The following is a 23069-nucleotide window of genomic DNA, read 5'->3' as shown; positions in this document are numbered from 1 at the left end:
CGGACTATCAAACAGGTGTGTGGTGGTGTGCTATCCAGTTGATAGCTGTTGGCGCTTTATCTTCCTGCGCTAGAGGCTGTTTTTGCTCTGATTCACCTTTGTGCGGGGCACGGGCTGGCTGTGGTGGTGCAGGCGCTGGGTGTGTCTGCTGCTGCACGCCTTGCTGGGGCACACACTGAGGCTTTCTAGCAAGAGAGCCGGGTCACAGCAGTGCTTGGATGCCAGCCCGGAGCCAAGGCGCTCGCGAGGTGAGATCATCCCCACCCCGGTTTTCGTTTCTTTTCTTCATGACCCAGGCCACTCCACTCCGTCCCAGCGCTTCCAGTCCGCTCAATTCGCTGGTCCCTTTGCTTTTTGTGGCGCTCTGGAGCACCGGCTTTATCGGCGCCAAGCTGGGGCTGCCGTATGTGGAGCCACTGACCTTTCTGGCGCTGCGGTTTGCCATCGTCATCGTGCTCATGCTCGCGGTGGTCGCCGTGGCGCGTGCGCCGTGGCCGCCAACGGGAAGGGCCTGGCTGCACATTGGGGTGTCGGGCCTGCTGGTGCATGGCGTGTACCTGGGTGGGGTGTTCATGGCCATCGGGCACGGGCTGCCGTCAGGCATCACGGCGCTGGTGGTGGGGTTGCAGCCACTGCTGACCGCCCTGGTGGCCGGGGCTTTGCTGGGCGAGAAGGTGCGGCCGGCCCAGTGGGCGGGCCTGGCCCTGGGCTTTACCGGCGTGGCGCTGGTGGTGGCCGGCAAGGTGGCCACCGTGCCAGCCAATGCACTGATGGGCATGCTGCTGCCCGCTGTGGTCGCGCTGCTGGGCATCACGGCCGGCACGCTGTACCAAAAGCGGTTCTGCCCCTCGTTCGACTTGCGCACGGGCTCGGTGATTCAGTACCTGCCCTGTGCCGTGGCCATGGCCGCCGTCGCCTACGCCACCGAATCCATGGCCATATCGTGGACCGGCGAATTTGTGTTTGCGCTGGGCTGGCTCGTGCTGGTGCTCTCGCTGGGGGCCGTGAGCCTGCTGAATCTGCTCATTCGCCGGGGCGGCGCAGTGAATGTGGCCAGCCTGTTCTACCTGACCCCGCCCACCACCGCGCTGATCGCCTGGGCCATGTTTGGCGAGACGCTCAGCGGCTGGGCGCTGGTGGGGATGGCGTTGGCAGTGGCGGGGGTGTGGCTGGCGCGGCAGACGAGGTAGGGCCTCAATAGGCCCTGCAGATCACAGCTTGCGCAGTCGCTCCAGCGCGGCGCGCAGCGTTTCGTCCTTCTTGGCAAAGCAGAACCGCACCACGCGCTGGTCAAACCCGTCGCCATAGAACGCTGACAGCGGAATCGCGGCGACGCCTACCTCGCGGGTGAGCCACTGGCAGAAATCGGCCTCGTTCAAATCGCTGATGGCCGAAATGTCCACGCACTGGAAGTAGCTCCCGGTACTGGGCAGCAGCTTGAAGCGCGAGCCTGCCAAGCCCTCGCGAAACAGGTCGCGTTTGGCCTGGTAGAACGCGGGCAACTGCAGGTAGGGCGTGGGGTCCTGCAAATAGGCGGCCAGGCCATGCTGCATGGGCGTGTTAACGGTGAACACGTTGAACTGGTGCACCTTGCGGAATTCGGCCGTCAGCGCTGCGGGCGCAGCCACGGTGCCGACCTTCCAGCCGGTGACGTGGAAGGTCTTGCCAAAGCTCGACACGATGAAGGCGCGGGCGGCCAGGCCTGCAAAGCGCGCGGCGCTCTGGTGCTCGGCGCCGTCGAACACCATGTGCTCGTACACCTCGTCGCTGATGAGCAGGATGTCGGTGGGGGCGAGCAGGTCTTCGAGCTGGCGCATTTCCTCGGCCGTCCAGATGGTGGCGCTGGGGTTGTGCGGGCTGTTGATGAGGATGGCGCGGGTGCGCGGCGTGATGGCGGCGCTGATCTTGGCGAAGTCGGGGCGGAAGGTGCCTGGCGTGAGCGGCACGCGCACGGCCTTGCCGCCAGCCAGCTCGATGTTGGGTACATAGCTGTCGTAGCAGGGGTCGAGCACGATCACCTCATCACCCGGGTGCACGATGGCGAGTATGGCGGTGATGATGGCCTGCGTGGCGCCCGCAGTGATGGTGATTTCGGTGTTGGGGTTATAGGCGCGGCCGTGCAGCGCCTCGATCTTGCGAGCCACGGCCTCGCGCAGCGCAGGGATGCCGGGCATGGGTGGGTACTGGTTGTGCCCGGCCTGCATGGCAGCGGTGACGGCGTTCACCAGCTCAGGGGCGCATTCAAAGTCTGGAAAGCCCTGGCCCAGGTTGACGGCCTTGTGTTCGGTGGCAAGGGCCGACATCACCGTGAAGATGGTGGTACCGACGTGGGGCAGCTTGCTGGGGAAGGCTGGGGTGCGGGCGGCAGCGTTAGCTTGGGTCATGGCGCAACAACGTAAAAATCAAAGGTGTTCTGAAGACAGGCGAACTACGGCGAAGTCACAGCTCATAGTCGTTGACGTGCCCCGTCATCGCTCGGGCGATAAGGTCACGGCTCAGCCGGTCGCTGAGCAGTTCGGCAAATTTATAGACAAAGTTGCGCAGGTAGGCGCTGCGCTTGAAGGCAACGCGTGCCACGCTCTGCCCGAAAAGGTGACCCACAGGGCGCACGGCCAGGTCGCCCACCGGGTCGTCGCGCATGGCCATCTCGGCCACGATGCCGATGCCCAGGCCCAGGCGCACGTAGGTTTTGATCACGTCCGAGTCGATGGCTTCGAGCACGATGCGCGGCTGAAGCTTGCGGACGGCAAAGGCCTGGTCGATCTTGCCCCGGCCGGTGAACGAGGGGTGGTAGGTAATCAGCGCCTCGTGCGCCAGGTCGTCCAGGCCGATGCGTTCCTTCTGCGCGAGCGGGTGGTCGTTGGGCACGACCAGCACGTGCTGCCATTCGTAGCAGGGCAGGGTGACGAGTTCGGGGTAATCGGCCAGGGATTCGGTGGCCATGCCGATTTCGGCCACTTCATCGATCACCATGCGCGCCACCTCGTGCGGCGTGGCCTGGTGCAGGCTGATGTTGACTTTGGGGTAGGCCTCACGCAGCCGCGCCACGGGCACGGGCAGCACGTAGCGGGCCTGGGTGTGGGTGGTGGCGATGCTCAAGGTGCCGCTGTCTTGCGCGCTGAACTGCTCGCCAATGCGCTTCAAGTTACCCACCTCGCGCATGATGACTTCGATGCTTTTGAGCACGTGCTGGCCGGGCTCGGTGATGCGCTTGAGGCGTTTGCCGTGGCGGGCAAAGATGTCCACGCCCAGTTCTTCTTCCAACTCGATGATGGCCTTGGAGACGCCGGGCTGGGAGGTGTGCAGGGCCTTGGCGGCTTCAGTCAGGTTGAGGTTGCGGCGTGCTGCCTCTTGAACGAAGCGGAATTGGTGCAGGTTCATATCTGATATCGCCTAAAGGGTTGCATCATTATGCTGCAAGCATCTAAGAGATATTGGAAGAACCTCAGCTTTGGGGCGCCTCGCACGCGATTTCTGCCATCAATGCGGTCATGCGCGGGTCTTCGCCGATGGCGGTCTGCACGTGGAAATGAACGCCGGGGTGGGCGGCACGCAGGTCCTGCACCAGCACGGGCAGGTCTTCACGCGCATGCTTGCCGGTGCCCAGGAACATGGGCACCACGGTGACCTGCGTGGCGCCCTGCGCGGCGAGTTGCTGGGCGGCATCTGGCAGCGATGGTGTGCACAGTTCCAGGTAAGCGCAAAGGACCGGCCTGCCAGGCTGCTGCGCGGCGATATGCGCCGCAACGGCTTCCAGTGGCACGCGCCAGAGTGGGTCCCGCGATCCGTGTGCGAATAAAATGATAGCGGCTTGCGCTTGCTGCATAAGCGGTAGAGGCCAAAAAGGCTTAAAAAATTTTACCGGCGAAGCACCAGCCAGCCGAAGGCGGCTAGCGACAGCACGGAATAGATGAGCCCAGGCGCGGCGGCGGTGAGCCAGGGCGACCAGTTCTGCAGGTTGCCTGCATAGCCGAACACGTTGTTCAGCAAGAAGAAGCTGATGCCCGCCATGACGCCACCAAACACATAGCCCGCAATGCCGCCCGAGCGGAAATGCAGGTAGGCAAAAGGCAGGGCCAGCACCACCATCACTAGGCAACTGAGCGGGTAGAAAACCTTGCGCCAGAACTCGATTTCGTACCGCTGGGCAGACTGGCCGTTGGCGTCGAGGTGGCGGATGTACTGGAAGAGGTCGATGGTGGCCATGCGGTCGGGTTTGAGCAGCGAGGCGGCCACCATGTCGGCGCTGATGCGGGTGGGCCACTGCAGGGTGGGTGCATCCAGGTGCTCCACACGCGCCTCGTCGTTGCCGCGCTGTTCGAAGCGGCTGCGCTGCACTTGCTCCAGGTTCCACGCACCGTCCGGCCCAAACTGGCCGGATGCGGCCCGCGTCTGCGAGGCGAGCCGGCCCTTGGCATCGAATTCAAAGATACGCACGTCCAGCATGCCGCCATTGGGTGTGAGGGCGCGCACGTTCACGGCATAGGAGTGGTCGTCCTGGCGCTCTTTGAGCCAGGCGCCCGTGGCGCCAGTGGTCAGGCGCCCCAGGTATCGCACCTTGACGAGCTGGGCGGCGCGGTCGGTCAGCGGCGCAATGTAGTCGCCTACCGCAAAGGTCAACAGTACAAAGAAGCCCCCCAGCGCCACCAGGGTGCGCAAGGCACGCCACGGGCCCATGCCGCTGGTGCGCATGATGGTGAATTCGGAGCTTTGGGCGAGCCGAGCCATCACGAAGATGGTTCCGATGAGCACGGTAATGGGCAGCAATTCGTACAGGTGGCTGGGAATGCTCAGCACCACGAACAGGAATGCGTGCGAGAGCTGGTAGCCCTCGGCGCCGGTGCGGCCCACCCAGCGCAGTTCGTCCACCAGGTCAAAAAAGAAAAACAGCGCCAGAAATCCGGCGGTGACAAAGGCCACGGCGAACAGGGCTTCGCGGTGGATCAGGCGGCGAATGGTTTTCATGCGGGGCTCCTGGTCGGACGGGGCTGCCAGAGCCGCCGCACGGTCCAGTGGTTGTGGCGCGCAGCCAGGATCAGCAGCGACATGGTCAACATGCCGCCATGCAGCAGCACCATGAAGCTCAGCAGGCCCAACCGGCCCGCACCCACCCAGCTTTGCCCCAGCGTCATGAGGTTGTAGTACACGATGAATGCAAAAAGCGCGAACACCAGGCTGGTGCTGCGCGCAGCGCGCGGGTTGACGCTGGCCACGGCCAGGCCCAGCACGACGAAGTTGATGGCGGCCAGCGCCAGCCCCAGGCGCCAGCCCAGCTCGGCGCGGTAGGCAGGCAAGGGTTGCATCAGCAGCTCGTGCGTGGCGCGGGTCTTCACAGACAGTTCTTCCGCCGAGCCTGCAGGTGCCGACCCAATGCGGGTGCCGTATTCGGAGAACTCGCTGATCTTGACGCCGGGCTTGTCGCGCGAGGTCTCCAGGCGCTGGCCTTCGCTCAGCACCGCCATGCGCTCGCCGCCCCGTGTCTCCAGCCGCGCGCTGCGCGCAGAGGTCACGGATTCGCGGGCGCCGTCGGTGGCGGCGATGAAGATGTTGTTGCCAGCCTGCGTGTCGGGGCTGTCCTTGTCGATGAAGAACACCCGGCTGCCGTTGGAGGATTCCTGGAATTCGCCGGGCGCGATGCGGTCGATGTCGCTGCGTTGTTCGTAGCGCGTCTTGAGTTCCTGAATCTGGGAGTTGGCCCAGGGCCACACCAGCAGCGACAGCACAGCAATGACCACCATGACCGGCCACGCAAAACGCAGCAAGGGCCGCAGCAGGCTGATGAGGCCACGGCCGCTGGCAAACCAGATGACCATTTCGCTGTCACGGTACATGCGCGAAAGTGTGCCGACCACAGCGATGAAGAGGCTCAGGCTCAAGATGGTGGGCAACTGCCCCAGCACCGTGAAGCCCATGACCAGCATCACATCGGAAGGGCTCACGCTGCCTTTGGATGCCTGTCCCAGGGTGCGGATGAGCATCATGGTCATGACCACGGTCACCAGCACCACGAGCGTCGCGCCAAAGCTGCGCGCCAGCTCCTTGCGGATGGATGAATCGAATAACATTGGCTAGGAGCGCGCTATGCACTTTTGCGTGCATATCAAAGTGCATAGCACGCTCAAAAGGAAAACACCGATTATGAACTTTGATCTCAAGACCCTTGACCTTGCTGCGGCAGCTTCAGAGAAATGCGACCTGCTGGTTGTGCTGCTCCCTGAGGGCTTCAAGCCCGGCAAGGATGCGCTGTCCGCCCTGGCGGCCCTGGCGCTCAAGAACGGGGATCTGGCCACGAAGGCGGGCAAGCACCTGCAGCTGTACCAGGTGCCTCCCGTTGCCGCCCGTCGCGTAGTGTTGGTGGGGCAGGGTGACGGATCTGCCCGTGCCACCCGCCAGGCGCTGCAGGCGGTGGGGGGTGCCGTCAAGGCGCCGCAGACCAAACGAGTGGTGTTGTGTTTTGCCGGGGCCGTGCAAGCCGCTTCTGTCAGCGCCGCTGTGCAGGCCGTGGCCGAAGTGAGCTATGTCTACACCACCACCAAGACCAAGGTGGAGGCGCGCAGTCTGAGCCGCTGCGTGGTGGGTGTACCCACCGCCCCGGATGTGCGCGAGGACTTCGACGCCGGTGTGGCGCTGGTGGCTGGGGTGGAGTTTGCGCGGGAATGGGGCAACCGCCCCGCCAACCATGCCACGCCCACCCTGCTCGCCGACGCCGCCAAGACCCTGAGTAAGCTGCCCCGCATCCAGTGCAAGGTCCACGGCCCGGCCGAAGTGGCCCGGTTGGGCATGGGCGCATTCCTCGCTGTGGCAAGGGGTTCCGAGGAACCCCTGAGATTCATCGAATTGCGCTACAACGGCGCGGCCAAGGACCAGGCTCCCGTCGTGCTGGTGGGCAAGGGCATTACGTTCGATACCGGGGGCATCTCCATCAAGCCTGCCCCGGAGATGGACGAGATGAAGTTCGACATGTGCGGCGCTGCCAGCGTGCTGGGCACCTTTCGCGCTCTGGGAGAGTTGCAGCCCTCGATCAATGTGGTGGGGCTGATACCCGCCTGCGAGAACATGCCCGATGGCCGTGCCGTCAAGCCGGGTGACGTGGTCACGAGCATGAGCGGTCAGACCATCGAAATCCTGAACACCGACGCCGAAGGCCGTCTGGTGCTTTGCGACGCGCTCACCTACGCCGCCCGCTTCAAGCCTGCCGCCGTGGTGGACATTGCCACCCTGACCGGCGCCTGCGTGATTGCGCTCGGTGGTGTGCGCAGTGGTCTGTTCGCCAACAACGATCCCCTGGCATCCGCATTGCAGCAGGCCGGCGAGTCTGCCCAGGACCCTTGCTGGCGCATGCCGCTGGACGACGACTATGCCGATGGTCTCAAGAGCAATTTCGCCGACATGGGCAATGTAGCCGGCCGTGCGGGGGGCTCCATCACCGCCGCGAAGTTCCTGCAAAAGTACGTGGGCGACGTGCCATGGGCGCACCTGGATATTGCTGGCACGGCCTGGAAGGGTGGCGCCGCCAAAGGTGCCACAGGGCGGCCGGTGGGACTTCTGGTGCACTATCTGATGGGCCAGGCCATTGCCGCCAAGCCGGTTTCAAAGCCTGCGGCGGCAAAACGCTCCGTGCGCACCAAGACGGCCTGAGCGTGCCATGACCGAGGTTGCGTTTCATTTCAATGCGCCGGACAAGCTGGCCTACGCATGCCGCTTTACGCGCAAGGTGCAGCGCAGCGGGGCCCGCCTGGTGATTGCGGCGCCGCCCGACACCTTGGCGACGCTGGACCGCATGCTCTGGGCCCTTGCTCCGCAGGACTTTGTGGCCCATTGCCTTGGCGATGCTGATGAAGACCTAGTCCATGCGTCTCCCGTGTTGCTGACTGCCGATGCCCGGTCTGCCCCGCACCATGAAGTGCTACTGAACCTGCACGCGGAGGTGCCGGAGGGATTTGGCCGGTTTGATCGGTTGGTGGAAGTGGTGAGTGCGCAGGATGAGTTGGATCGCGGCGAGGCCCGGGCGCGCTGGCGCCACTATGCATCGCGCGGCTATGCCATCACCCGCCACGACTTGGTGCTGAAAGCTGGCTGATGGCGCTGCCTCCTCCCAAAACGCCCCCGCGCTTTGTTCCCACCCTCACCGAAGTGGTGCAGGTGCCGGACTCCGCGCCTCTGCCGCCGGCGTCCTCTGCACCATTGCGCACCACGGTCATGTCTCCGTCCGCGTTGCCCGCTGCAAGACCCAGCCCGACAGCAGCGCAGCCTGCGACACGACCGCTGAGCCCACCTCTGCCCAGTGCCCGCCCGCCTGCTGTGATGGCGCCACGCCCGGCTGCACCAGCGCCCGTGCAGAGTGCGCCCGCTCCGTTGGTTCACCATGCTCCCGTTGCGGCGGCAGTGGCTCCCGCGTCTTCGTCTTCGCCTGCATCTCTCGCGTCGACCATCGGGTCTTCAAAGACGCCCAGACCGCAGCTCACCCGGCCACTGCCGGAAGGCATGGAGGAGTACATGGTGCACAGGGTCATGCAGCGTGTGGACGTTGTGCTGGATCAACGTTTGCGCGAAGCCATCGCCACCGTGGTGCAGGAGCAGACACGATCGGTGCTGCCGCGACTGCGTGAAGAGATTGAATCCGTGGTCCGGCATGCCGTGTACGAGGCGGTGGCAGACGAGCTGGCCAGTGGCGCGGCCTCGGTGCCAAAGGGATGACAGGGTATTCCCCTGTGGTTTCTCTCGCGTTTAATCGTGTTCCCTAATGATCTGGCCCGTAAATTGCGATATGTTCGCCTGCGTTGAGACACAAGAAGATTCTCAGCGTTTATCTTTACTGGAGATTTGATATGCAATTGAAGTTGAAACTGACCGTGGTTGCTGCTATCGCGGCTGTTGCTGGTGTGGCCTCTGCACAAGAGCAGGTGGTCAAGATCGGCCATGTGGCTCCGGTTTCCGGCGCCCAAGCCCACTACGGCAAGGACAACGAAAATGGCGCCCGCATGGCCATTGAAGAGCTGAACGCTCAAGGCATCACCATCGGCGGCAAGAAGATCAAGTTCGAACTTCAAGCTGAAGATGACGCTGCCGATCCAAAGCAGGGCACGGCCGCTGCACAAAAGCTGTGCGACTCCAAAGTTGCAGGCGTTGTCGGCCACCTCAACTCCGGTACCACCATTCCTGCTTCCAAGGTCTACAACGACTGCGGCATCCCGATGGTGACGGGCGCTGCGACCAACCCCAACCTGACCAAGCCTGGCTACAAGACCACCTTCCGTATCATCGCCAATGACAACGCCCTGGGCGCTGGCCTGGCGTTCTACGCTGTGGATACGCTCAAGCTGAAGACCGTTGCCATCATCGACGACCGTACCGCTTACGGCCAAGGTGTGGCAGACGTGTTCAAGAAGACTGCCACTGCCAAGGGCATGAAAGTGGTGGACGAGCAGTTCACGACCGACAAGGCTACCGACTTCATGGCCATCCTGACGGCCATCAAGTCCAAGAACCCTGATGCCGTGTTCTACGGCGGTATGGACCCTCAAGCCGGCCCCATGCTGCGCCAGATGGAACAACTGGGCATGGGCAACGTCAAGTACTTCGGTGGTGACGGCGTCTGCACGTCTGAAATCGCCAAGCTCGCAGCGGGTGCTAAGACCCTGGGCAACGTGATCTGTGCTGAAGGCGGCTCTTCGCTGGCCAAGATGCCCGGCGGCACGGCCTGGAAGGCCAAGTACGATGCCAAGTACCCCAACCAGTTCCAAGTCTACAGCCCCTACACCTACGACGCCACGTTCCTGCTGGTGGACGCTATGAAGCGCGCCAACTCCGTGGACCCCAAGGTGTATGTGAACGAACTGGCCAAGTCCAACTTCAAGGGTGTGACCTCCACCATCGCTTTTGAACCCAATGGCGAAATGAAGAACCCCGCCATCACTCTGTACGTCTACAAGGACGGCAAGAAGACCCCTCTGTAATCGGAGTGGTCTGGCTCTTCAAGGTCTTTTTGGCTTTGGAGAGCGCCAAATAAAAGGGCTTCCTTTGGGAAGCCCTTTTTTTGTTGTTCAAATGCAGCTAGGTGAGGTGAGCAGGTTGTTCTGCTTGGCTGCTCAATGCCCAGGAGCTGGAGTTTGTTGAAGACTCGGGCGATGACCAAAACCGGCGCTAGGCGCAGCAGAAGGTGCAATCGTACTGAGGTTAGGAGCTTCCAGTTTTGTTGCTTCCCGCAATAGCGAGGATGGATGTACCCGATTTTTGCGCCAAATTAACGCCGCACCTGCAGTGCGCCTGGATTCACGATGTTGGTGGGAGTGCCTTTGATGAAATTCACCACATTGTCGAACGCTGCACCAAAATAAAGCTCATAGCTGTCTTGCTCGACATAGCCAATGTGGGGCGTGCAAATGCAGTTCTCCAGCCGCAGCAGGGCATGGCCCTGAAGGATGGGTTCGCTCTCGAATACATCGACTGCGGCCATGCCGGGGCGGCCCCGGTTCAGGGCTGCAATCAGGGCATCGGTCTCAATCAGCTCGGCACGCGAAGTGTTGACCAGCAGGGAGGTGGGCTTCATGCAAGACAGATCTTCGAGTGAGACGATGCCGCGCGTTTCGTCGTTGAGCCGAAGGTGGAGCGAGATCACATCGCATTGCGAGAAAAACTCCTCGCGCGTGGTGGCAGCCTGGTATCCATCCGTCAAGGCCTGGGCGCGTGATGCCTCACGCCCCCAAATGCGGACGTTCATTCCAAAAGCACGCCCGTAGCCCGCCACCAATTGGCCAATGCGGCCATAACCCCAGATACCCAGCGTTTTGCCCCGCAGCACGCTGCCAAGGCCAAAATTGGGAGGCATGGACGCCGTCTTCAGCCCTGATTGTTGCCAGGCGCCATGCTTGAGGTTGGAGATGTACTGCGGCAGTCGGCGCATTGCGGCCATGACAAGTGCCCACGTCAGCTCTGCGGGGGCCACGGGTGAGCCTATGCCTTCTGCCACTGCAATCCCACGTTCCGTACAGGCAGCTACATCAATGTGACTGCCGATCTTGCCGGTTTGCGCGATGAGCTTGAGACGGGGAAGTTTCTCCACCAGTTGACGGGTGATCTGGGTGCGCTCCCGCACGAGCACGATGATGTCAGCGTCTTTGAGGCGGACGGACAGCTGGCCCAGCCCCTTGACGGTGTTGGTGTAGACCTTGGCGGTGTACGCGTCGAGCCGGGATGCGCAGTGGAGCTTGCGGACTGCGTCCTGGTAGTCGTCGAGGATAACGATATTCATCGTTTGTTCAACTTTCATAACTCATTGATTCTCAAGGCTATATTGCTGTAGAGCCTTGTTTTTATTGGCAAAATCCTACACCTTGATGCCCCGTTGTTGTTGTTGATTTGGTGAGGGCGTTTGGTGGGATGGCGGCTACACTTGCTGCCCCGGCGTAGGTTTGGCGTAGGTTTTTCAATGCTGCGCTGCGGGTTAATCCAAAGGGTGGCAAATGCAGTTTGATGCACGGGCCGCTAAGGCCCTGCAGCCTGGCGCCTCCATTGTCGTACAAGGTTGCAAAGGCCTTCGGCTTGTGGCCTCTGTCAGTCGCAAAACTTGGACCTATCGTTACAAACACCCCGACACCGGACAGATGAAACAGGTGCGTTTGGGCTACTGGCCAGACATGGCGCCGGTGGATGCTGCTGCGCGCTGGGCTGAGCTGCGGGCGGTGCGTGAGGCTGGGGGCGACCCCAAGGCCAGTGGCCGTTCAAAGCGGGCCGGTGCAGGCGGGGCGCCGATGGTGGCTGTGGCCTACACGCTGGGCGACCTGGTGCGCGACTACGCCACGGGGTATCTGCAGGTGCGGCGCGAAGCCAAGGGTGCCCGCGCGGTGCGCCTGCGGCTGGAGCGGGCTACGGCCCAGCACCAGGGGCTGCCGGTTGCTGACGTTACGCGGCGTTTCGCATTCGACCTGATCACCGGCCTGGCTGACAGGCCCGTGCTGGCCAACTCGGTGAAAACGGAGCTGGCGGCGGCGTGGGTGTATGCCATGGACGCGGGCCGCATCCCCGAGGATCTGCCCAACTGGTGGGCCCAGGTGCTCGCGCGCAAGCTGCGCAGCAAGGGGGCCAAGCGCGATGGCGTGCACAAGGGCACGGGCAAGCGGGTACTGCAGGATGCTGAGATTGCCCGGCTGATGGCTGGCAACATGCACCTGTTTAGCCAGCAGGTGCAGGACTTTTTGACACTGCAGCTGTGGACGTGCACTCGGGGCGCTGAGATTGTGGCCCTGCGGCCCGAGTTTGTGCGCGAGGATGCCGGCGTGCTGTGGTGGACGATGCCCAAGGGCCTGACCAAAAACCGGCACATCGAGGATGCGGTGGATCTGCGGGTACCGCTGTTTGGCCGGGCTGCGCGCATTGTGCGACGGCTGATGGCCGATGGGGGCGAATGGCTGTTCCCCAGTGTGTCACGCGGTGGGGTGCTGCAGGCGCAAACCCAGGCCTACATGCAGAGCAAGGTGCACTACCGCCAGCCCTACAGCAAGGCTCGGCCCGACCATGTGCGCGAGCGGCTGACGGTAACCCACTGGTCGCCCCATGATCTGCGGCGCACGGGCCGCACGCTGCTGGCGTCCATGGGCTGCCCGCATGAGGTGGGCGAGGCCATTCTGGGTCATGTGGTGCCGGGTGTGGCGGGTGATTACAACCTGTACCGCTACGACAAGGAGCGCGCCCACTGGCTGGCCGCGCTGGATGCGCGGCTGGAGGCCATCATTGCGCAGGCTGCGCCGCCGCCCGGCTAGCCTTGGGCTTGGCCGCCCCGGTGTTGTGCGGCGGCAGCTGGGTGGACCTGGGGCGCGATGCTGCCCAGGCTGCTACCTCAATGGTGAGCCAGCCCACGCGGCGGCCCGATAGCTGCCGCGGCTCGGGGAATTCTCCCTGGCGCACCATTAGCTGCACGGTGGAGACCGACACGCACAGGGTTTCAGCCACCCCGGACAGGTCCATAACGATGGGCGATCCCGGCGGCAGCAGCTTTTCGGGGGAGATGGAGGTGTTGCTTTGCGTACTGCTCATGTCTCTGCCCTTCTGAATGCCTTGCTTAGATGCAACCCCTCCACCGCATGCCCACGCTTGAGCAGTGCTCGGCAAACCGCCGCCCGCTCCTTGTGGCTGTGGCTGGCCTGGCGCACCAGGCCCAGGTAGCTGTTGCCTGCGCTGTAGACCTCGGCTGCTGGCATGTGCTCGATGCGCTGCAGGGCGCTGGCCAGGGTGCGGCGGCGGGTGGTGCGGCGCCAGGGTTTGATGACCTGGCCGACGAAGTCGATACCCCGGTCCACCGGCTGCAGGATGGTCTTGCTGGGGTTCAGGCGCACGCCCAGGTGGGCGGGCAGCCAGGCGGTGATGTTGAGCAGCGCGGCGCTGAGCCACTGGGCATCGGGGTGCAGCAGGATGAAGTCATCCACATAGCGCACATAGTGCGGCGCGCGCAGCTGGTGCTTGGCGTACTGGTCCAGGCCGTCCAGCAGCACGTTGGCAAAGAACTGGCTGCTCAGGTTGCCGATGGGCAGGCCGGTGTCGGCGGGCGCGTTGAACAGGCTTTTGTGCGCGGGCACGCGGCGCAGGGTGCTGGCCTTGCCACGCACCTCCACGTCGCTGCGCGGGTCGTGCATCAGGATGGTGGTGGCCAGGGCCAGCCACCAGGGTTCATGCCGGATGCGGGCGGCCAAGCGCTGCAGCAGGATGGGCTTGTGGATGCTCACGAAGAAGTTGGCGCAATCGCACTTCAGGTAGTGGGCGGGGCGGGCCCAGTTCTGGGTGCAGCTGCGCACCTGGGCTTCCAGCCGCTGGGCGCCGTACAGGGTGCCCCGGCCCGGGATGCAGGCGCAGGAGTCGGCTACAAACGATGCCTCGAAGCGCGGGCCGATGTGGTTGTACAGCAGGTGGTGCACGATGCGGTCGCGGAACTGCGCGGCCCACACCTCGCGCGGCTTGGGGCGGGTGATGGCAAAGCAGATGCTGCGCCCGGGCCGGTAGCAGCCGTCCAGCAGCTCGGCGTGCAGGTCGCACAGGTTGCGCTCCAGGTGCTGCTCGAACTCGCGCGCGCTGGTGGTGTTGCGCTTGTGCTGGCGGCAGTCGATGTAGGCCTGCAGCAGGGTGTCGAGGGTGGGGGTGGTCATGCGGTCAGCTCCGGTGCCTTGCAGCGGCTGGCCAGCTCCACCAGCCATGCGGCCAGTTGGGGGGGGCGTGTGCTCGCGTTCGGCTTTGGTGATGGATGGCAGGCGCGGGTAACTCTTGGTGGGTCGCACGCAGTGCGTGGCCCGGCCGGGGCGTCGCGGCATGGGTGGAAGGTCTGCGGGCTGGCATCCCACGATGTAGAGCCACGTCGCCTTCTGGGCGCGGTGGCCCCAGTGGAATTGCTCGATGTACAGCGTCCAGCCGCCCCATTCGTCGGGGAACTCGCCCGGCTCTGGCATGCGGCAGTGCGGGAAAAGGGTGGACTCTTCGGGGTGTTCCAGCACGCCGCCAAAGCGGCGCACGTGGGCAACAGCGTCAATGCCCAGCTGTTTTTCGCCCGGGCGCGGTTTGGCGAACTGGCGCAGGCGGCCCCATGCGCGGCAGGGTGGGTGCGCAATCAGGGGTGTGCCGCCCGGCCACTTGCGGGCGTCGCGGGCTTCGTCCCAGACGTCGCAGCCCGGGATGGTCTTGTAATGGCTGTCATTGCGGGCGAACAAGACCGCAATGGTCTTGCCCTCCCTCGGGCATGAATCTGCGGACGGGACGCGCGCGGAGCTCGTTGTCCTTGTTGTTGGCGTTGCTGTTGCCGTACTCGAAGTCCTGGCACCAGGCGTTGTTGCGCGAGTACTGCGAAGCGTCGAGCTATCTACGTCGCCCTGCCGAAGGCGCTCAGCGGCGCCGATCAGTGGGGTAACTGCGCCGGACCGGGCCGCGCTGGTGTGCCGCGCGGTGGTATCCGTGGTGCGCCTGGCGGTGGGGCTGGCAGCGGGTGTGCTGCAGGCGCCCAGCGGCTCGACCAGATTCATAAAGCGCACGGGCATGGCGGCCTTGGCTGTCATGCTGCAGGCGCTGCGGTGTTGGTGTCGAACAGGCCGGGCGTGTAGCCCTGTGGCTCTGCCGACGGTGTGGCGGTGGCATGGGGGGTAGTCATACCATCGCTGGCCGGGCTGCTGGTGAGGCGTGCCCGGGCGGACTTGAGCCAGCCGTTGGCCATCTTGCCGATGGTGTCGGTCAGCTCGATGCTGGTGGCCCACAGCTTGGTGGCGATGAGCCGTTTGGCGTGCGCGGTGCGCAGCAGGATCTGCGCCACCTGCAGGCGCTCCAGCAGTTGTTCCAGGTGGGTGGCCCGGTCTTGCGGCTGGCGGGCGGCGTTGGCGCGGCCGATCAGCACCAGGATCTCGACACATTCGTCCGCAATGCGGTAGCCCATGGACGCGCGGAAGGCGCGGGGGATGCGGGCTTGCACGTCGGCGCACAGGTCAAGCAGGGCGGTGCCTTGCTTGTGGATTTCGAGGTCGGTGGCGAGAGACATGGTGCGAAGCGGGGTCGGGTGGGTGAAAAAATCACGCGCGACCGGCGCTCCGCGCCGGGGCGTGGGCGGAAGGGCTTAAGTGTTCAAGGCTTGAAGTTGAATTCTGCGGACGGGACGCGCGCGGAGCTCGAGGTCCTTGTAGAAGGCGCCGCTGCTGCCGTACTCGAAGTCCTGGCACCAGGCGTAGTAGCGCGAGTACTGCGTGCTGCTCCAGTAGTAGTCCTGCTGGTTGAACAGCTCCGGCACGGTGGCCGACAGGGCGCGCAGCTCGGCGGCGGCGGGCAGGTACCAGTCGGTATGGCCACCCAGGTCCAGGGCCTTGATGCGCTGGGCCAGCTGCAGGCCTGCGGAGGCCATGGCGGCGGTGTTGGCCGGGCCGTCGGTCTTGCTGTCGGCGCCTTCGATGGTCTTGTATTCGTCGGCCCAGGTGGCGTCTTCAATCTCGGCAGACTGCTCGGCCACGATCAGGGCAAAGTCTTCGCTGCCGTCGGCGGTCGCGCCGCGCAGGATGGCGCCAAAGTGGCCGCCGTGGCTGGCAAGGAGGGCGCCGAACAGGGGTAGGGTGATGGTGCGCATGGGGTACTGCCTTTCAAAAAATTGCGTCGGACCGGCGCTGTGCGCCGGTGGTGGGTGGGTGAAAGTGGCTGAGGGCTAGAGGGCTAAAGTTGAATGCTGCGGACGGGACGCGCGCGGAGCGCGTAGCCCTTGAGGTTGGCGCTGCTGTCGCCGCACTCGAAGGCCTGGCACCAGGCGCTGCCGCGCGAGGACTGCGAGCTGCTCCAGTACCAGCCCGTGGTCTTGAACACCTGGGGCGCGTGCAGGTAGCACATCAGCAGCTCGATGCGGCTGGGCAGGTAGTAGTCGGCGTGGTCGTCTTCTGTGTATTGGCTGGCCCAGACGGCGGCGGGATGGTCTTTGCCGCTGGCTGTCAGGGCAGCTGTATTGGTGCGGCCATCGGTCTGGCTGGTGGCGCCTGCAGCCTCTTCGCCGTATGGGCCCCAGGTCAGGTCTTCGGCCTCGTTGGTGCCCACCACCAGGTGGCGCGCTGGCAGGCCAAACTCGGCGGGCAGGGTGCAGATGTAGATGCCGCCTTGGCCGGGCCAGGGTTGGCCTGGGGCGGGTGGGGTGAGGGTGGTGGTGGCGACCGGCGCGGGTGCCGATGGCGCGGCCACGGTGCGCAGGGTAGTGCCGCTGACTGCAACGCGCTGCAGGGTTTGCGGCACTTGCTCCAGGCCGATGTGGGCGGCGTGCGAGGCCTCGGGCTGCGGCAGGGTGATGTAGAGGTTTTTGATGTACATGGTGGGTGCCTTGGTGGTGGGGTGGTGGTTGGCTGGTCAGATGGCCATGACGTGCACGCCGTCTGGCAAGCGGTCGATGCGGTTGAAGAGCTCGCGGGTGCGCTTTTCGGTGGAGCGGTGGCAGCGCACCATGGTCCGGGCGGGCAGAGCGTCCAGTGCGGTGAGGTAGTCGTCTGTGGCGGCGCGCACGGCTTCGATGCCGGGGCCGTCCAGGCGCATCGGCTTGCCTTCCAGCATGCGCTGGCCTGCCTTTGCCATGGCGGTGATGGCGTCTTGCAGCAGGCCGCTGGCGTCGGCAATCTCCACCGGTGCGCCGTCGCAGCCGCGCCAGTGGCTGGCCACTACCTTGCCGGTGTCGGGGTCGGTGATGGGTGCCTCGCCGTGCAACACCAGTGTTTCAGTGAGGTTGATGGCGTCGCTGATCACGCGCCAGCAGTTGTTGCCGGGTGCGGGCGCGTGCATCAGCTCGTGCAGCGCATCAGCCGGGCGCATGCGCTGGTGGCGCCGGTTCTCGATGGCCATGGGCTGGCTGGGGCTGGCCAGCAGCTCGTGCATCTTGCTGTAGACCATGGGCGTGTTGGTGCGCTTGCGGGTCATGGCTGTGGCACCTCTTCAATGCGTCCATCAGGGAAGTGCAGGCGGTTGCCCACGCGGCTGGGCAGGGCGTAGGCGGCAAAGCGGGCGGCGGGCACGCCGGGGTTGCGTTGCAGTTCAGCGCCGGTGTAGTCGCCGCCGCTGCTGGTGCTGTACCAGCGGGGCAGTGGGTTGGGCGCGTCGCCCTGGCCGTGGTCGTAGCGGGTGCCTTTGGGTGGCTTGGTGCCGTAGCGGTGGCCGCTGGCGGTTACGTCCTGCAGCCCGGCGCGGGCAGCGCGCGTGGCGGCGCGCTTTTGCGCGGGGGTGGGGTGGCGGGCTTCGTAGCTGCCGGGTTCGGGGGTGGGGTGGGTCATGATGCAACCCCTCCCGCCATGCCGCTGCACTGCGCCGTCAGCACCCGGTACCGCTCCAAAAACGCATCGCGGTGGTGCCGCCATGTCATGGCTGCGCGCACGGGGCTGTTGAGGTCTACGCTGTCCACGGGCTGTACTTCGGCGCCGGGGGTGTCGAGGATGGGCCAGGGGAGGTTGGTGCTGGCGTCAAAGCGCGTGAGGTCGCGGCGCTCGGTGGCCAGGGCGGCCAGGTCGGCGTGCTTGATGTCCTGGCGGAACGCGGTGTGTGCGGTCTGCAGGTGGTAGGCCTGCCGCAGCATGCGGGCGTGCAGGTTTTCAAAGCCCAGCCATTCGGTGCCCAGGGTCCATTTGATGGGGCTGGCCACGTCGCCGGTGATGGCTTCGTGTGCGTCGTGCATCAGGGCGGCGCGCTGGGCCTGCGCGCCCAGGCCGTTGCTGGCGACGATGTCGCACACCAGCAGGCTGTGCTCTGCCACGCTGTAGGGGCGGGTGGCGTGGCCGGTGAAGCGGTTGATCTGCGCGAGGCTGTGGGCGATCACGTCGATGCTGGGCATGGTGCCGGGCACGAGCACGGAGGTGCCGCTGATGGGGTGGTCGGTGCCGTCGGCGGTGACCAGCCAATGTGAGGGGGTCATGCTTTGGCTCCGCGCTTTCTGAAAATCTCATCAAAGGCGCTGCCCAGCGGGCCGCTGGTGGGTGGTGTGGTTGCCTGGTTCTGTTCCTTGACCATCGCCTCCAGGCGCTTAACGGTGTCGGCCAGCCAGAGCACGTCTTTTGCCATCAGGTCTCGGTTGACCGACATGCCGTCCAGCTGGCGCTGGGCGGTGGCTTTCATTTGTTCAAGCGTTCGCATGGCTGTGGCTCTTGATCAGGCCTTCGACTTCTGCGCTGCCTCGGCGCCCAGCGCGGCATAGGCTGCGCCGTCCTGGTAGTCGTCGGGGTTGAAGCGGCCATTGCGAGCAGTGTTGGCGGCGCGCACCAGCTTCAAGGTCTGCATGAAGGCCCAGCCCTGGCGCTCGTCTAGGTTGGTGCCCTCGATGGCGTTGAAGGCGGCCACGGTGGCGGCCATGCTGCGTTCTTGCGGCTGATCGGCGCCGCCGGTGTCGCGCTCCACGCCACGCTGGAGGATGGTGTGGGCGGCATCAGACAGCAGGGTGACGGGGTAGGGCTGCTGGGTGGCCTGTGGTTCAGGTGTTGCTGCGTTGGCTTGGGAGACGGCTTTGAGTTGCTTGATGGGGTTTGCCATGGTGATTCCTTGGGTTGGTCAGGCGGTGGCCGCCTCGGGGGTGGTGGGCGTGCTGCTGGCGCGGTGGGGCAGCAGCTTCATGTGCAGCACGCGGCCGACCAGCTCGGGCATGGGTGGGAATGCCAGGGGCCCGGGCAGGGCGCGCAGGCGCTCCAGCTCCACATGCAGCGGGGTGCCTGGGGTTTTCAGGGCGTCGCTGTGGGTAGCCCAAAAGGCTTGTGCCTCGGGTCCGCTCCAGCGCACGCGGTAGGACTCTTTTTCGTCGCGGCCGGTGTGCGGGTTGCGGCCCAGGTTGTCCACCAGCACCAGCTCCAGGCGAAACGCGCCCGCGCTGTCTTTGTCCACGGTGGGGCGGTGCTTCTTGCCTACGAAGAGGGTGCCGGTGTGGTGCATGGTGGGCTCCTGCTGGGCGCGGTGGCTGCTTACCCGGCCTTGCTGTAGCTGCCCAGCAGCACGGGCATGGCGCCGCTGATGGCTTCTCCTACCAGTGCGGCCAATTCGGAGCCCATGGCCTCTACGTGCGCCTCCAGGTTCTGAATGCGCAGCACCAGCGATGGGGCCTTTTCGCCGGTGAGGATGGACAGGCGCAGCACAAAAGTGCGCTCTTCCAGGTCTGCAAACGGCTTGCAGGTGTAGTAAATGGTGGTGGGGATGGGTTCCTGGCTGGAGGCCTTGACGCTCTCGAAGGCGGTGCGGTTGGCGCTGAGCTGTTGTTCTTCGCTCTCCACCTTGCGCAGGTTTTCGATGGTGATGCGGCGGATGGCGGCCAGGGCTTTGCCCATTGGGATTTCGCCATCGGGGGTGAAGAAGTTCAGCGCGGCAACGCTGCCCCAGTCTTCGAGGAACTCGGCCAGGGCTTGCTGGCTTTGCGCGCGGCCGTTGATGGTCAGCAGCATGGCGTAGGGCGCGGTTTTGGTGAGCTGCAGCTTGGCGCGGTTGTCGGTGTGGCCGGGGGTTTCTTTGGTGCCCAGGTCCAGCACTGCGGTGGCGGCCATGTGCTCGGCATCCACAAACACGGCGGCGCCGGGTTCTGCGTAGGCGGTGGCGTACTGGGCGAAGGGCGCAACGTAGGCGGTGGACATGGTGCCGCGCGCGCGGCGGCGGCAGGGCAGCAGGTGCTCCAGGTCGTGCACCTTGTAGTCTTCGTGCAGCGCCGTGGCGCCCCACGAGGTGAACACGGCTTCTCTGACGTTGTTGTGCACGGCGATGGCGGTCAGGCCCTCGCGTATCGCTGCAATGAACTGGTCGGGCACGTTGACAGTGGTGCCGATGGTGATGTCGCTCTCCAGGGGCAGATCGGCCCCCAGCTCGGGGGTGGCGGCGGTGTTTTCAGTGGTCATGGTGGTCCTGTGGTTGGTGGTCGAGGTGGTGTGGATTGGTGGCTGGCGGTAGCTGGGGCGTTACGCGCCGTTGCTGGCGGTGGGGCCGGGTGCGGCGGGCGCGCCGCTGCGGTCAAACATGGCCATCTGGTTTTCGGGCGCCAGGGTGAGGCGGCCAAACTTGCCTACGTGCAGGGCGGTTTTGCGGCTGGTTTCTTCGCTGGCGCGGCCGCTGGCTGTAGGGCGCGAGAACTTGAGCGAGTGGTTGCAGATGACCTGCGATGCGCCGGGCACTTTGGTAAAGCTGAACTTCACCAGCACCTCGCCCTTGCCGTCGTTGTCCACGGTGCCTGCGGCAACCTGGCTCAGGGCAATGGACAACATGCGGTCGAACTGGCCGCCGTCGAGGTCGGTGATGAATTCGCCCACATCGGTGGCGGCGCTGGTGCTGGAGTGGTTGGCGGGTTGGTTCACGGCTTGGGCTCCGGGTGGTTGGTGGTTGATATGAAATTGATAGCTACCAGCGCTTGCCCATCAAGCGCCAGCGCCAACAAACAGCAGGTAACAAAAGCCCACTACAGCGGCGGCCACTATCAGCACGTAGCCGGTGATTTCTGCGTTGGTGTAGGGCGGTTCCTCGGGCAGCTCGCAGGCCTGGGGCACGGGGCATGCGCGGTGGCCCTGGCGGCAGCGGTCGGCCTGGCAGGCGTGGGCGGTGCGCGGCTTGGTGCGGCGCTCGGTGGTGGGGGTGGGGTGGCAAGTCATCGCAGCCATCCCAGCAGCACGGCGGTAGCCATGCCCAGTACAAAGCCCACTACCTTGCCGTTCCACCAGCCGGAGCGGAACGCGGCTTGCTCTGCGTCGTGCAGGGTGGGCAGGGGTGTGGGTGCGCCCAAGCGGGGGTTGCTGGCCCGGGTGGTGTGGTTGCCGGTGCTGTTCATGGCTGCACTTCCACGGGTTTGGCGGTGGCGGCGTGTGCGCCGTGCAGGGCCATTGCGTCAATGCAGGCAATGCCTGCGCTGGGGGCCATGGCGATGAATTCGAGGCCTGCGCAGCGGACGTAAAACGCGCGCAGCGTGATGTACCCGATGTGGTTCACGCTGCCACCTCGGTGCCCAAAATTTCACGCGGATCGCCTTCGGCGATGGGCTGGGGGAGTTGCGAAGGTGTGAAGGGCTGAAGTTGAATGCTGCGGACGGGACGCGCGCGGAGCTCGTCGTCCTCGTCGCTGGCGCTGCTGCTGCCGTACTCGAAGTCCTGGCACCAGGCGTGGCTGCGCGAGTACTGCGAGCTGGTCCAGTACCAAGAGTCCTTGTCGAACAGGTCGGGCGATGTCTCATACAGCGCCAGCATCTGCATCCGGCTGGGGATGAACCAGTCGGCGTGGCCTTCGATGTTGAGGGCGCGCACGGCCTGGACGATGGGGCTGCCTGCGGCCGCCATGGCCTGGGTGTTGGCGGCGCCGTCGGGGCCTTTGGCGCCGGGTACGTCCTGGCCGTATTCGCCCCAGGTGCCGGTCACGTCGTGCGCGGCGTCGGCAACGATCAGGCCGTAGGTGGTGCCGTCGCGGCGGGCAATGATGGCGCCCAGGGTACCGCCCTCGGCGGGTAGGTGGGTGCCGATGGGGGTGAACGCGTGGACGAGTGCGTTGGTGATGGCATCTGCGACCGCAGTTGTTTCTGCGGCTGCCTGGGGCATCACCACCAGCGCGCCGTCCATCGTCAGCCCCACGGTCTTGCCCGCTTCTTGCAGGTCGTTCACCAGCTCGGTGGTCTGCTCGCGCCACGAGTCAGCGGCATCCCATGCGCGGCTGACTTCGCTCTCCAGTGTGTCTACGCGGCCCAGTGCGTCGTCAAGGCGTTGTGCCAGGTCTGCGCAGTGGTGGCGCAGGTGGTCCAGTTCCCAACGGGCAAGGCGCTTGCGCAGGGCGGTGATGGCCTTGGCGGCATCGGCCTGTGCTGCGGGTGTTTCTGCGGTGGTCTGCATCGTTCCTCCAGGGCGCCGGGGTGGCGTCTGGAGGAACTTTAACAAGAAAAACTAGCAAGCACAAGAAGAACTAGTGCAATTTCTTGTTCTGACTACCTAAGCAGATACGTAGTACATGGGATGTCCTGACGATTGTTACCTTTGGATGCGGGTGGTACGCTTGTGAAAACCAACAGGAGGGAGTGGCTGTGTCGCTTATCGAGCTGTCTTGTGTCAATTGCTCTGCACCCTTGCAAATCGGGGACGATCTGGAGAGCTTTGCGTGTTCTTACTGTGGCACTACCCAGGTGGTGCAGCGGTCTGGTGGGGTGGTGGTGCTGCGTAAAGTGCAGGCGGCGATTCATGCCGTGCAGCGTGGTACTGATCGGACGGCGGCTGAGTTGGCGATTCCTCGCCTGACTAAGGAGTTGGCTGAAGTGCAGGCTGTTCGTGCAAATAGCGTAAAGCTTGCAAAAGAGAAAATGGCAAGTGCGCGTAAAGGACGCAGTAACCTAACGGCTTTAGTGGCTGGTGCGTTGTTGGTACTTTGGGTTTGGGGAGTGACAAGTCTCCCGGCGAATATCAACGGCTGGATGGAAAAAACGATTGCTTGGGCCGGGCTGGCGGCGATAGTTGCAGTGTCGACCTTTGTTTTTCAAACAATCAAACTGCCTAAAGATGCAACGCCGGATGTGCTGGCCCGCTATGACGCGCTCATTGCAAAGATCGAAGCGCAGATCGCGGCGAATCGCGCCATTCTGGATGCATAGCGACTTGCAATTAATTGCT

General features: G+C 64.5%; 31 protein-coding genes. 7 read left to right on the top strand and 24 right to left on the bottom strand.

All coding sequences use genetic code 11. From position 1 onward, the window contains the following. The first annotated feature begins 287 nt into the window (after positions 1-287). On the top strand, positions 288-1190 hold the full coding sequence (locus LPA35_RS05770) for a DMT family transporter (RefSeq protein ID WP_121420300.1): 903 nt from the start codon (positions 288-290) through the stop codon (positions 1188-1190). A gap of 21 nt (positions 1191-1211) precedes the next feature. Here LPA35_RS05770 and LPA35_RS05765 read toward each other — a convergent pair whose 3' ends face one another. From LPA35_RS05765 to lptF, 5 genes are all read right to left on the bottom strand, one after another. Then, a complete protein-coding gene (locus LPA35_RS05765; protein WP_228895697.1) occupies positions 1212-2384 on the bottom strand; it encodes a pyridoxal phosphate-dependent aminotransferase in 1173 nt (390 codons plus the stop codon). A 55-nt stretch (positions 2385-2439) separates the two neighbouring features. After that, positions 2440-3381 (bottom strand): CysB family HTH-type transcriptional regulator, encoded by a 942-nt coding sequence (locus LPA35_RS05760; protein ID WP_228895695.1) that lies wholly within the window; start codon positions 3379-3381, stop codon positions 2440-2442. Positions 3382-3445: 64 nt separating this feature from the next. Then, complete coding sequence (locus tag LPA35_RS05755) at positions 3446-3826, bottom strand: sirohydrochlorin chelatase (RefSeq protein ID WP_055396016.1); 381 nt, start codon at positions 3824-3826, stop codon at positions 3446-3448. A 32-nt stretch (positions 3827-3858) separates the two neighbouring features. After that, entirely contained in the window at positions 3859-4965 is a 1107-nt protein-coding gene (lptG, locus tag LPA35_RS05750; RefSeq protein ID WP_055396018.1) for an LPS export ABC transporter permease LptG, read from the bottom strand. Next, entirely contained in the window at positions 4962-6065 is a 1104-nt protein-coding gene (gene lptF, locus LPA35_RS05745; protein ID WP_055396020.1) for an LPS export ABC transporter permease LptF, read from the bottom strand. Before lptF ends, lptG begins: the two co-directional genes overlap by 4 nt. A gap of 73 nt (positions 6066-6138) precedes the next feature. Here lptF and LPA35_RS05740 point away from each other — a divergent pair, with 73 nt between their 5' ends. After that, positions 6139-7638, top strand: coding sequence for a leucyl aminopeptidase (locus LPA35_RS05740; protein WP_228895693.1), 1500 nt, complete (start codon positions 6139-6141; stop codon positions 7636-7638). A gap of 7 nt (positions 7639-7645) precedes the next feature. Beyond that, entirely contained in the window at positions 7646-8080 is a 435-nt protein-coding gene (locus LPA35_RS05735) for a DNA polymerase III subunit chi (protein ID WP_228895691.1), read from the top strand. A 280-nt stretch (positions 8081-8360) separates the two neighbouring features. Here the strand turns inward: LPA35_RS05735 and LPA35_RS05730 are convergent, their stop codons facing one another. Then, a complete protein-coding gene (locus LPA35_RS05730) occupies positions 8361-8498 on the bottom strand; it encodes a hypothetical protein (RefSeq protein WP_228895688.1) in 138 nt (45 codons plus the stop codon). On the opposite strand from LPA35_RS05730, the gene LPA35_RS05725 reads away from it, so the two are divergent. Both LPA35_RS05725 and LPA35_RS05720 read left to right on the top strand, forming a co-directional pair. Further along, positions 8497-8697 carry a hypothetical protein gene (locus LPA35_RS05725; RefSeq protein WP_055396105.1) on the top strand — a complete coding sequence of 67 codons (201 nt, stop codon included), beginning with the start codon at positions 8497-8499 and terminating at the stop codon, positions 8695-8697. The genes LPA35_RS05730 and LPA35_RS05725 overlap by 2 nt on opposite strands. A 131-nt stretch (positions 8698-8828) precedes the next feature. Beyond that, positions 8829-9956, top strand: coding sequence for a branched-chain amino acid ABC transporter substrate-binding protein (locus tag LPA35_RS05720; protein WP_121420293.1), 1128 nt, complete (start codon positions 8829-8831; stop codon positions 9954-9956). Between the two features lie 287 nt (positions 9957-10243). Here LPA35_RS05720 and LPA35_RS05715 read toward each other — a convergent pair whose 3' ends face one another. After that, positions 10244-11251, bottom strand: coding sequence for a D-2-hydroxyacid dehydrogenase family protein (locus tag LPA35_RS05715; RefSeq protein WP_121420292.1), 1008 nt, complete (start codon positions 11249-11251; stop codon positions 10244-10246). 211 nt (positions 11252-11462) lie between these two features. Here LPA35_RS05715 and LPA35_RS05710 point away from each other — a divergent pair, with 211 nt between their 5' ends. Next, on the top strand, positions 11463-12758 hold the full coding sequence (locus LPA35_RS05710; protein WP_370641355.1) for a tyrosine-type recombinase/integrase: 1296 nt from the start codon (positions 11463-11465) through the stop codon (positions 12756-12758). Here the strand turns inward: LPA35_RS05710 and LPA35_RS05705 are convergent. The 17 genes from LPA35_RS05705 to LPA35_RS05625 all read right to left on the bottom strand — a co-directional run bounded on the left by LPA35_RS05705 (position 12727) and on the right by LPA35_RS05625 (position 22301). After that, complete coding sequence (locus LPA35_RS05705; protein ID WP_228895684.1) at positions 12727-13032, bottom strand: AlpA family transcriptional regulator; 306 nt, start codon at positions 13030-13032, stop codon at positions 12727-12729. The two genes, LPA35_RS05710 and LPA35_RS05705, sit on opposite strands and share 32 nt — an antisense overlap. Further along, entirely contained in the window at positions 13029-14690 is a 1662-nt protein-coding gene (locus LPA35_RS05700; protein ID WP_370641354.1) for an RNA-directed DNA polymerase, read from the bottom strand. The genes LPA35_RS05705 and LPA35_RS05700 overlap by 4 nt, the downstream gene beginning before the upstream one ends. Before the next feature lie 338 nt (positions 14691-15028). Beyond that, entirely contained in the window at positions 15029-15505 is a 477-nt protein-coding gene (locus tag LPA35_RS05695) for a four helix bundle protein (protein ID WP_228895683.1), read from the bottom strand. A gap of 75 nt (positions 15506-15580) precedes the next feature. Continuing rightward, positions 15581-16081: a DUF1566 domain-containing protein gene (locus tag LPA35_RS05690; RefSeq protein WP_228895681.1), complete on the bottom strand. Its 501-nt coding sequence runs from the start codon at positions 16079-16081 to the stop codon at positions 15581-15583. 83 nt (positions 16082-16164) lie between these two features. Next, entirely contained in the window at positions 16165-16803 is a 639-nt protein-coding gene (locus tag LPA35_RS05685) for a DUF1566 domain-containing protein (RefSeq protein ID WP_228895679.1), read from the bottom strand. Between the two features lie 36 nt (positions 16804-16839). Beyond that, entirely contained in the window at positions 16840-17400 is a 561-nt protein-coding gene (locus tag LPA35_RS05680; RefSeq protein ID WP_228895677.1) for a hypothetical protein, read from the bottom strand. Beyond that, positions 17397-17750 carry a hypothetical protein gene (locus LPA35_RS05675; RefSeq protein WP_228895675.1) on the bottom strand — a complete coding sequence of 118 codons (354 nt, stop codon included), beginning with the start codon at positions 17748-17750 and terminating at the stop codon, positions 17397-17399. The genes LPA35_RS05680 and LPA35_RS05675 overlap by 4 nt, the downstream gene beginning before the upstream one ends. Next, positions 17747-18385 (bottom strand): HD domain-containing protein, encoded by a 639-nt coding sequence (locus LPA35_RS05670; protein ID WP_228895673.1) that lies wholly within the window; start codon positions 18383-18385, stop codon positions 17747-17749. Before LPA35_RS05670 ends, LPA35_RS05675 begins: the two co-directional genes overlap by 4 nt. Next, entirely contained in the window at positions 18382-18603 is a 222-nt protein-coding gene (locus tag LPA35_RS05665) for a hypothetical protein (protein WP_228895671.1), read from the bottom strand. Before LPA35_RS05665 ends, LPA35_RS05670 begins: the two co-directional genes overlap by 4 nt. A gap of 15 nt (positions 18604-18618) precedes the next feature. Then, positions 18619-18996, bottom strand: a complete 378-nt coding sequence (locus LPA35_RS05660) for a hypothetical protein (RefSeq protein WP_228895669.1) — start codon at positions 18994-18996, stop codon at positions 18619-18621. 18 nt (positions 18997-19014) lie between these two features. Beyond that, positions 19015-19389, bottom strand: coding sequence for a hypothetical protein (locus tag LPA35_RS05655; protein ID WP_228895668.1), 375 nt, complete (start codon positions 19387-19389; stop codon positions 19015-19017). Positions 19390-19418: 29 nt separating this feature from the next. Then, positions 19419-20336: a DUF2303 family protein gene (locus LPA35_RS05650; RefSeq protein ID WP_228895666.1), complete on the bottom strand. Its 918-nt coding sequence runs from the start codon at positions 20334-20336 to the stop codon at positions 19419-19421. Positions 20337-20396: 60 nt separating this feature from the next. Further along, entirely contained in the window at positions 20397-20789 is a 393-nt protein-coding gene (locus tag LPA35_RS05645) for a hypothetical protein (RefSeq protein ID WP_228895664.1), read from the bottom strand. Between the two features lie 60 nt (positions 20790-20849). Then, positions 20850-21080 (bottom strand): hypothetical protein, encoded by a 231-nt coding sequence (locus tag LPA35_RS05640; protein ID WP_228895662.1) that lies wholly within the window; start codon positions 21078-21080, stop codon positions 20850-20852. Further along, a complete protein-coding gene (locus LPA35_RS05635) occupies positions 21077-21256 on the bottom strand; it encodes a hypothetical protein (RefSeq protein WP_228895660.1) in 180 nt (59 codons plus the stop codon). The genes LPA35_RS05640 and LPA35_RS05635 overlap by 4 nt, the downstream gene beginning before the upstream one ends. Beyond that, positions 21253-21414, bottom strand: coding sequence for a hypothetical protein (locus LPA35_RS05630; protein WP_228895659.1), 162 nt, complete (start codon positions 21412-21414; stop codon positions 21253-21255). Before LPA35_RS05630 ends, LPA35_RS05635 begins: the two co-directional genes overlap by 4 nt. Next, a complete protein-coding gene (locus LPA35_RS05625) occupies positions 21411-22301 on the bottom strand; it encodes a DUF1566 domain-containing protein (RefSeq protein ID WP_228895657.1) in 891 nt (296 codons plus the stop codon). Before LPA35_RS05625 ends, LPA35_RS05630 begins: the two co-directional genes overlap by 4 nt. A gap of 188 nt (positions 22302-22489) precedes the next feature. On the opposite strand from LPA35_RS05625, the gene LPA35_RS05620 reads away from it, so the two are divergent. Beyond that, the gene (locus LPA35_RS05620; protein WP_228895655.1) at positions 22490-23050 is read left to right on the top strand and encodes a hypothetical protein; all 561 of its coding nucleotides are present in this window, start codon (positions 22490-22492) and stop codon (positions 23048-23050) included. The last annotated feature ends 19 nt before the right edge of the window (positions 23051-23069 follow it).

The sequence above is a fragment of the Acidovorax sp. Leaf73 genome (assembly GCF_916855635.1).
GTDB classification, from domain to species: domain Bacteria; phylum Pseudomonadota; class Gammaproteobacteria; order Burkholderiales; family Burkholderiaceae_C; genus Acidovorax; species Acidovorax facilis.
The sequence above is the reverse complement of the archived record's forward strand: the minus strand, read 5'-3'. Positions and strand labels throughout refer to the sequence as shown.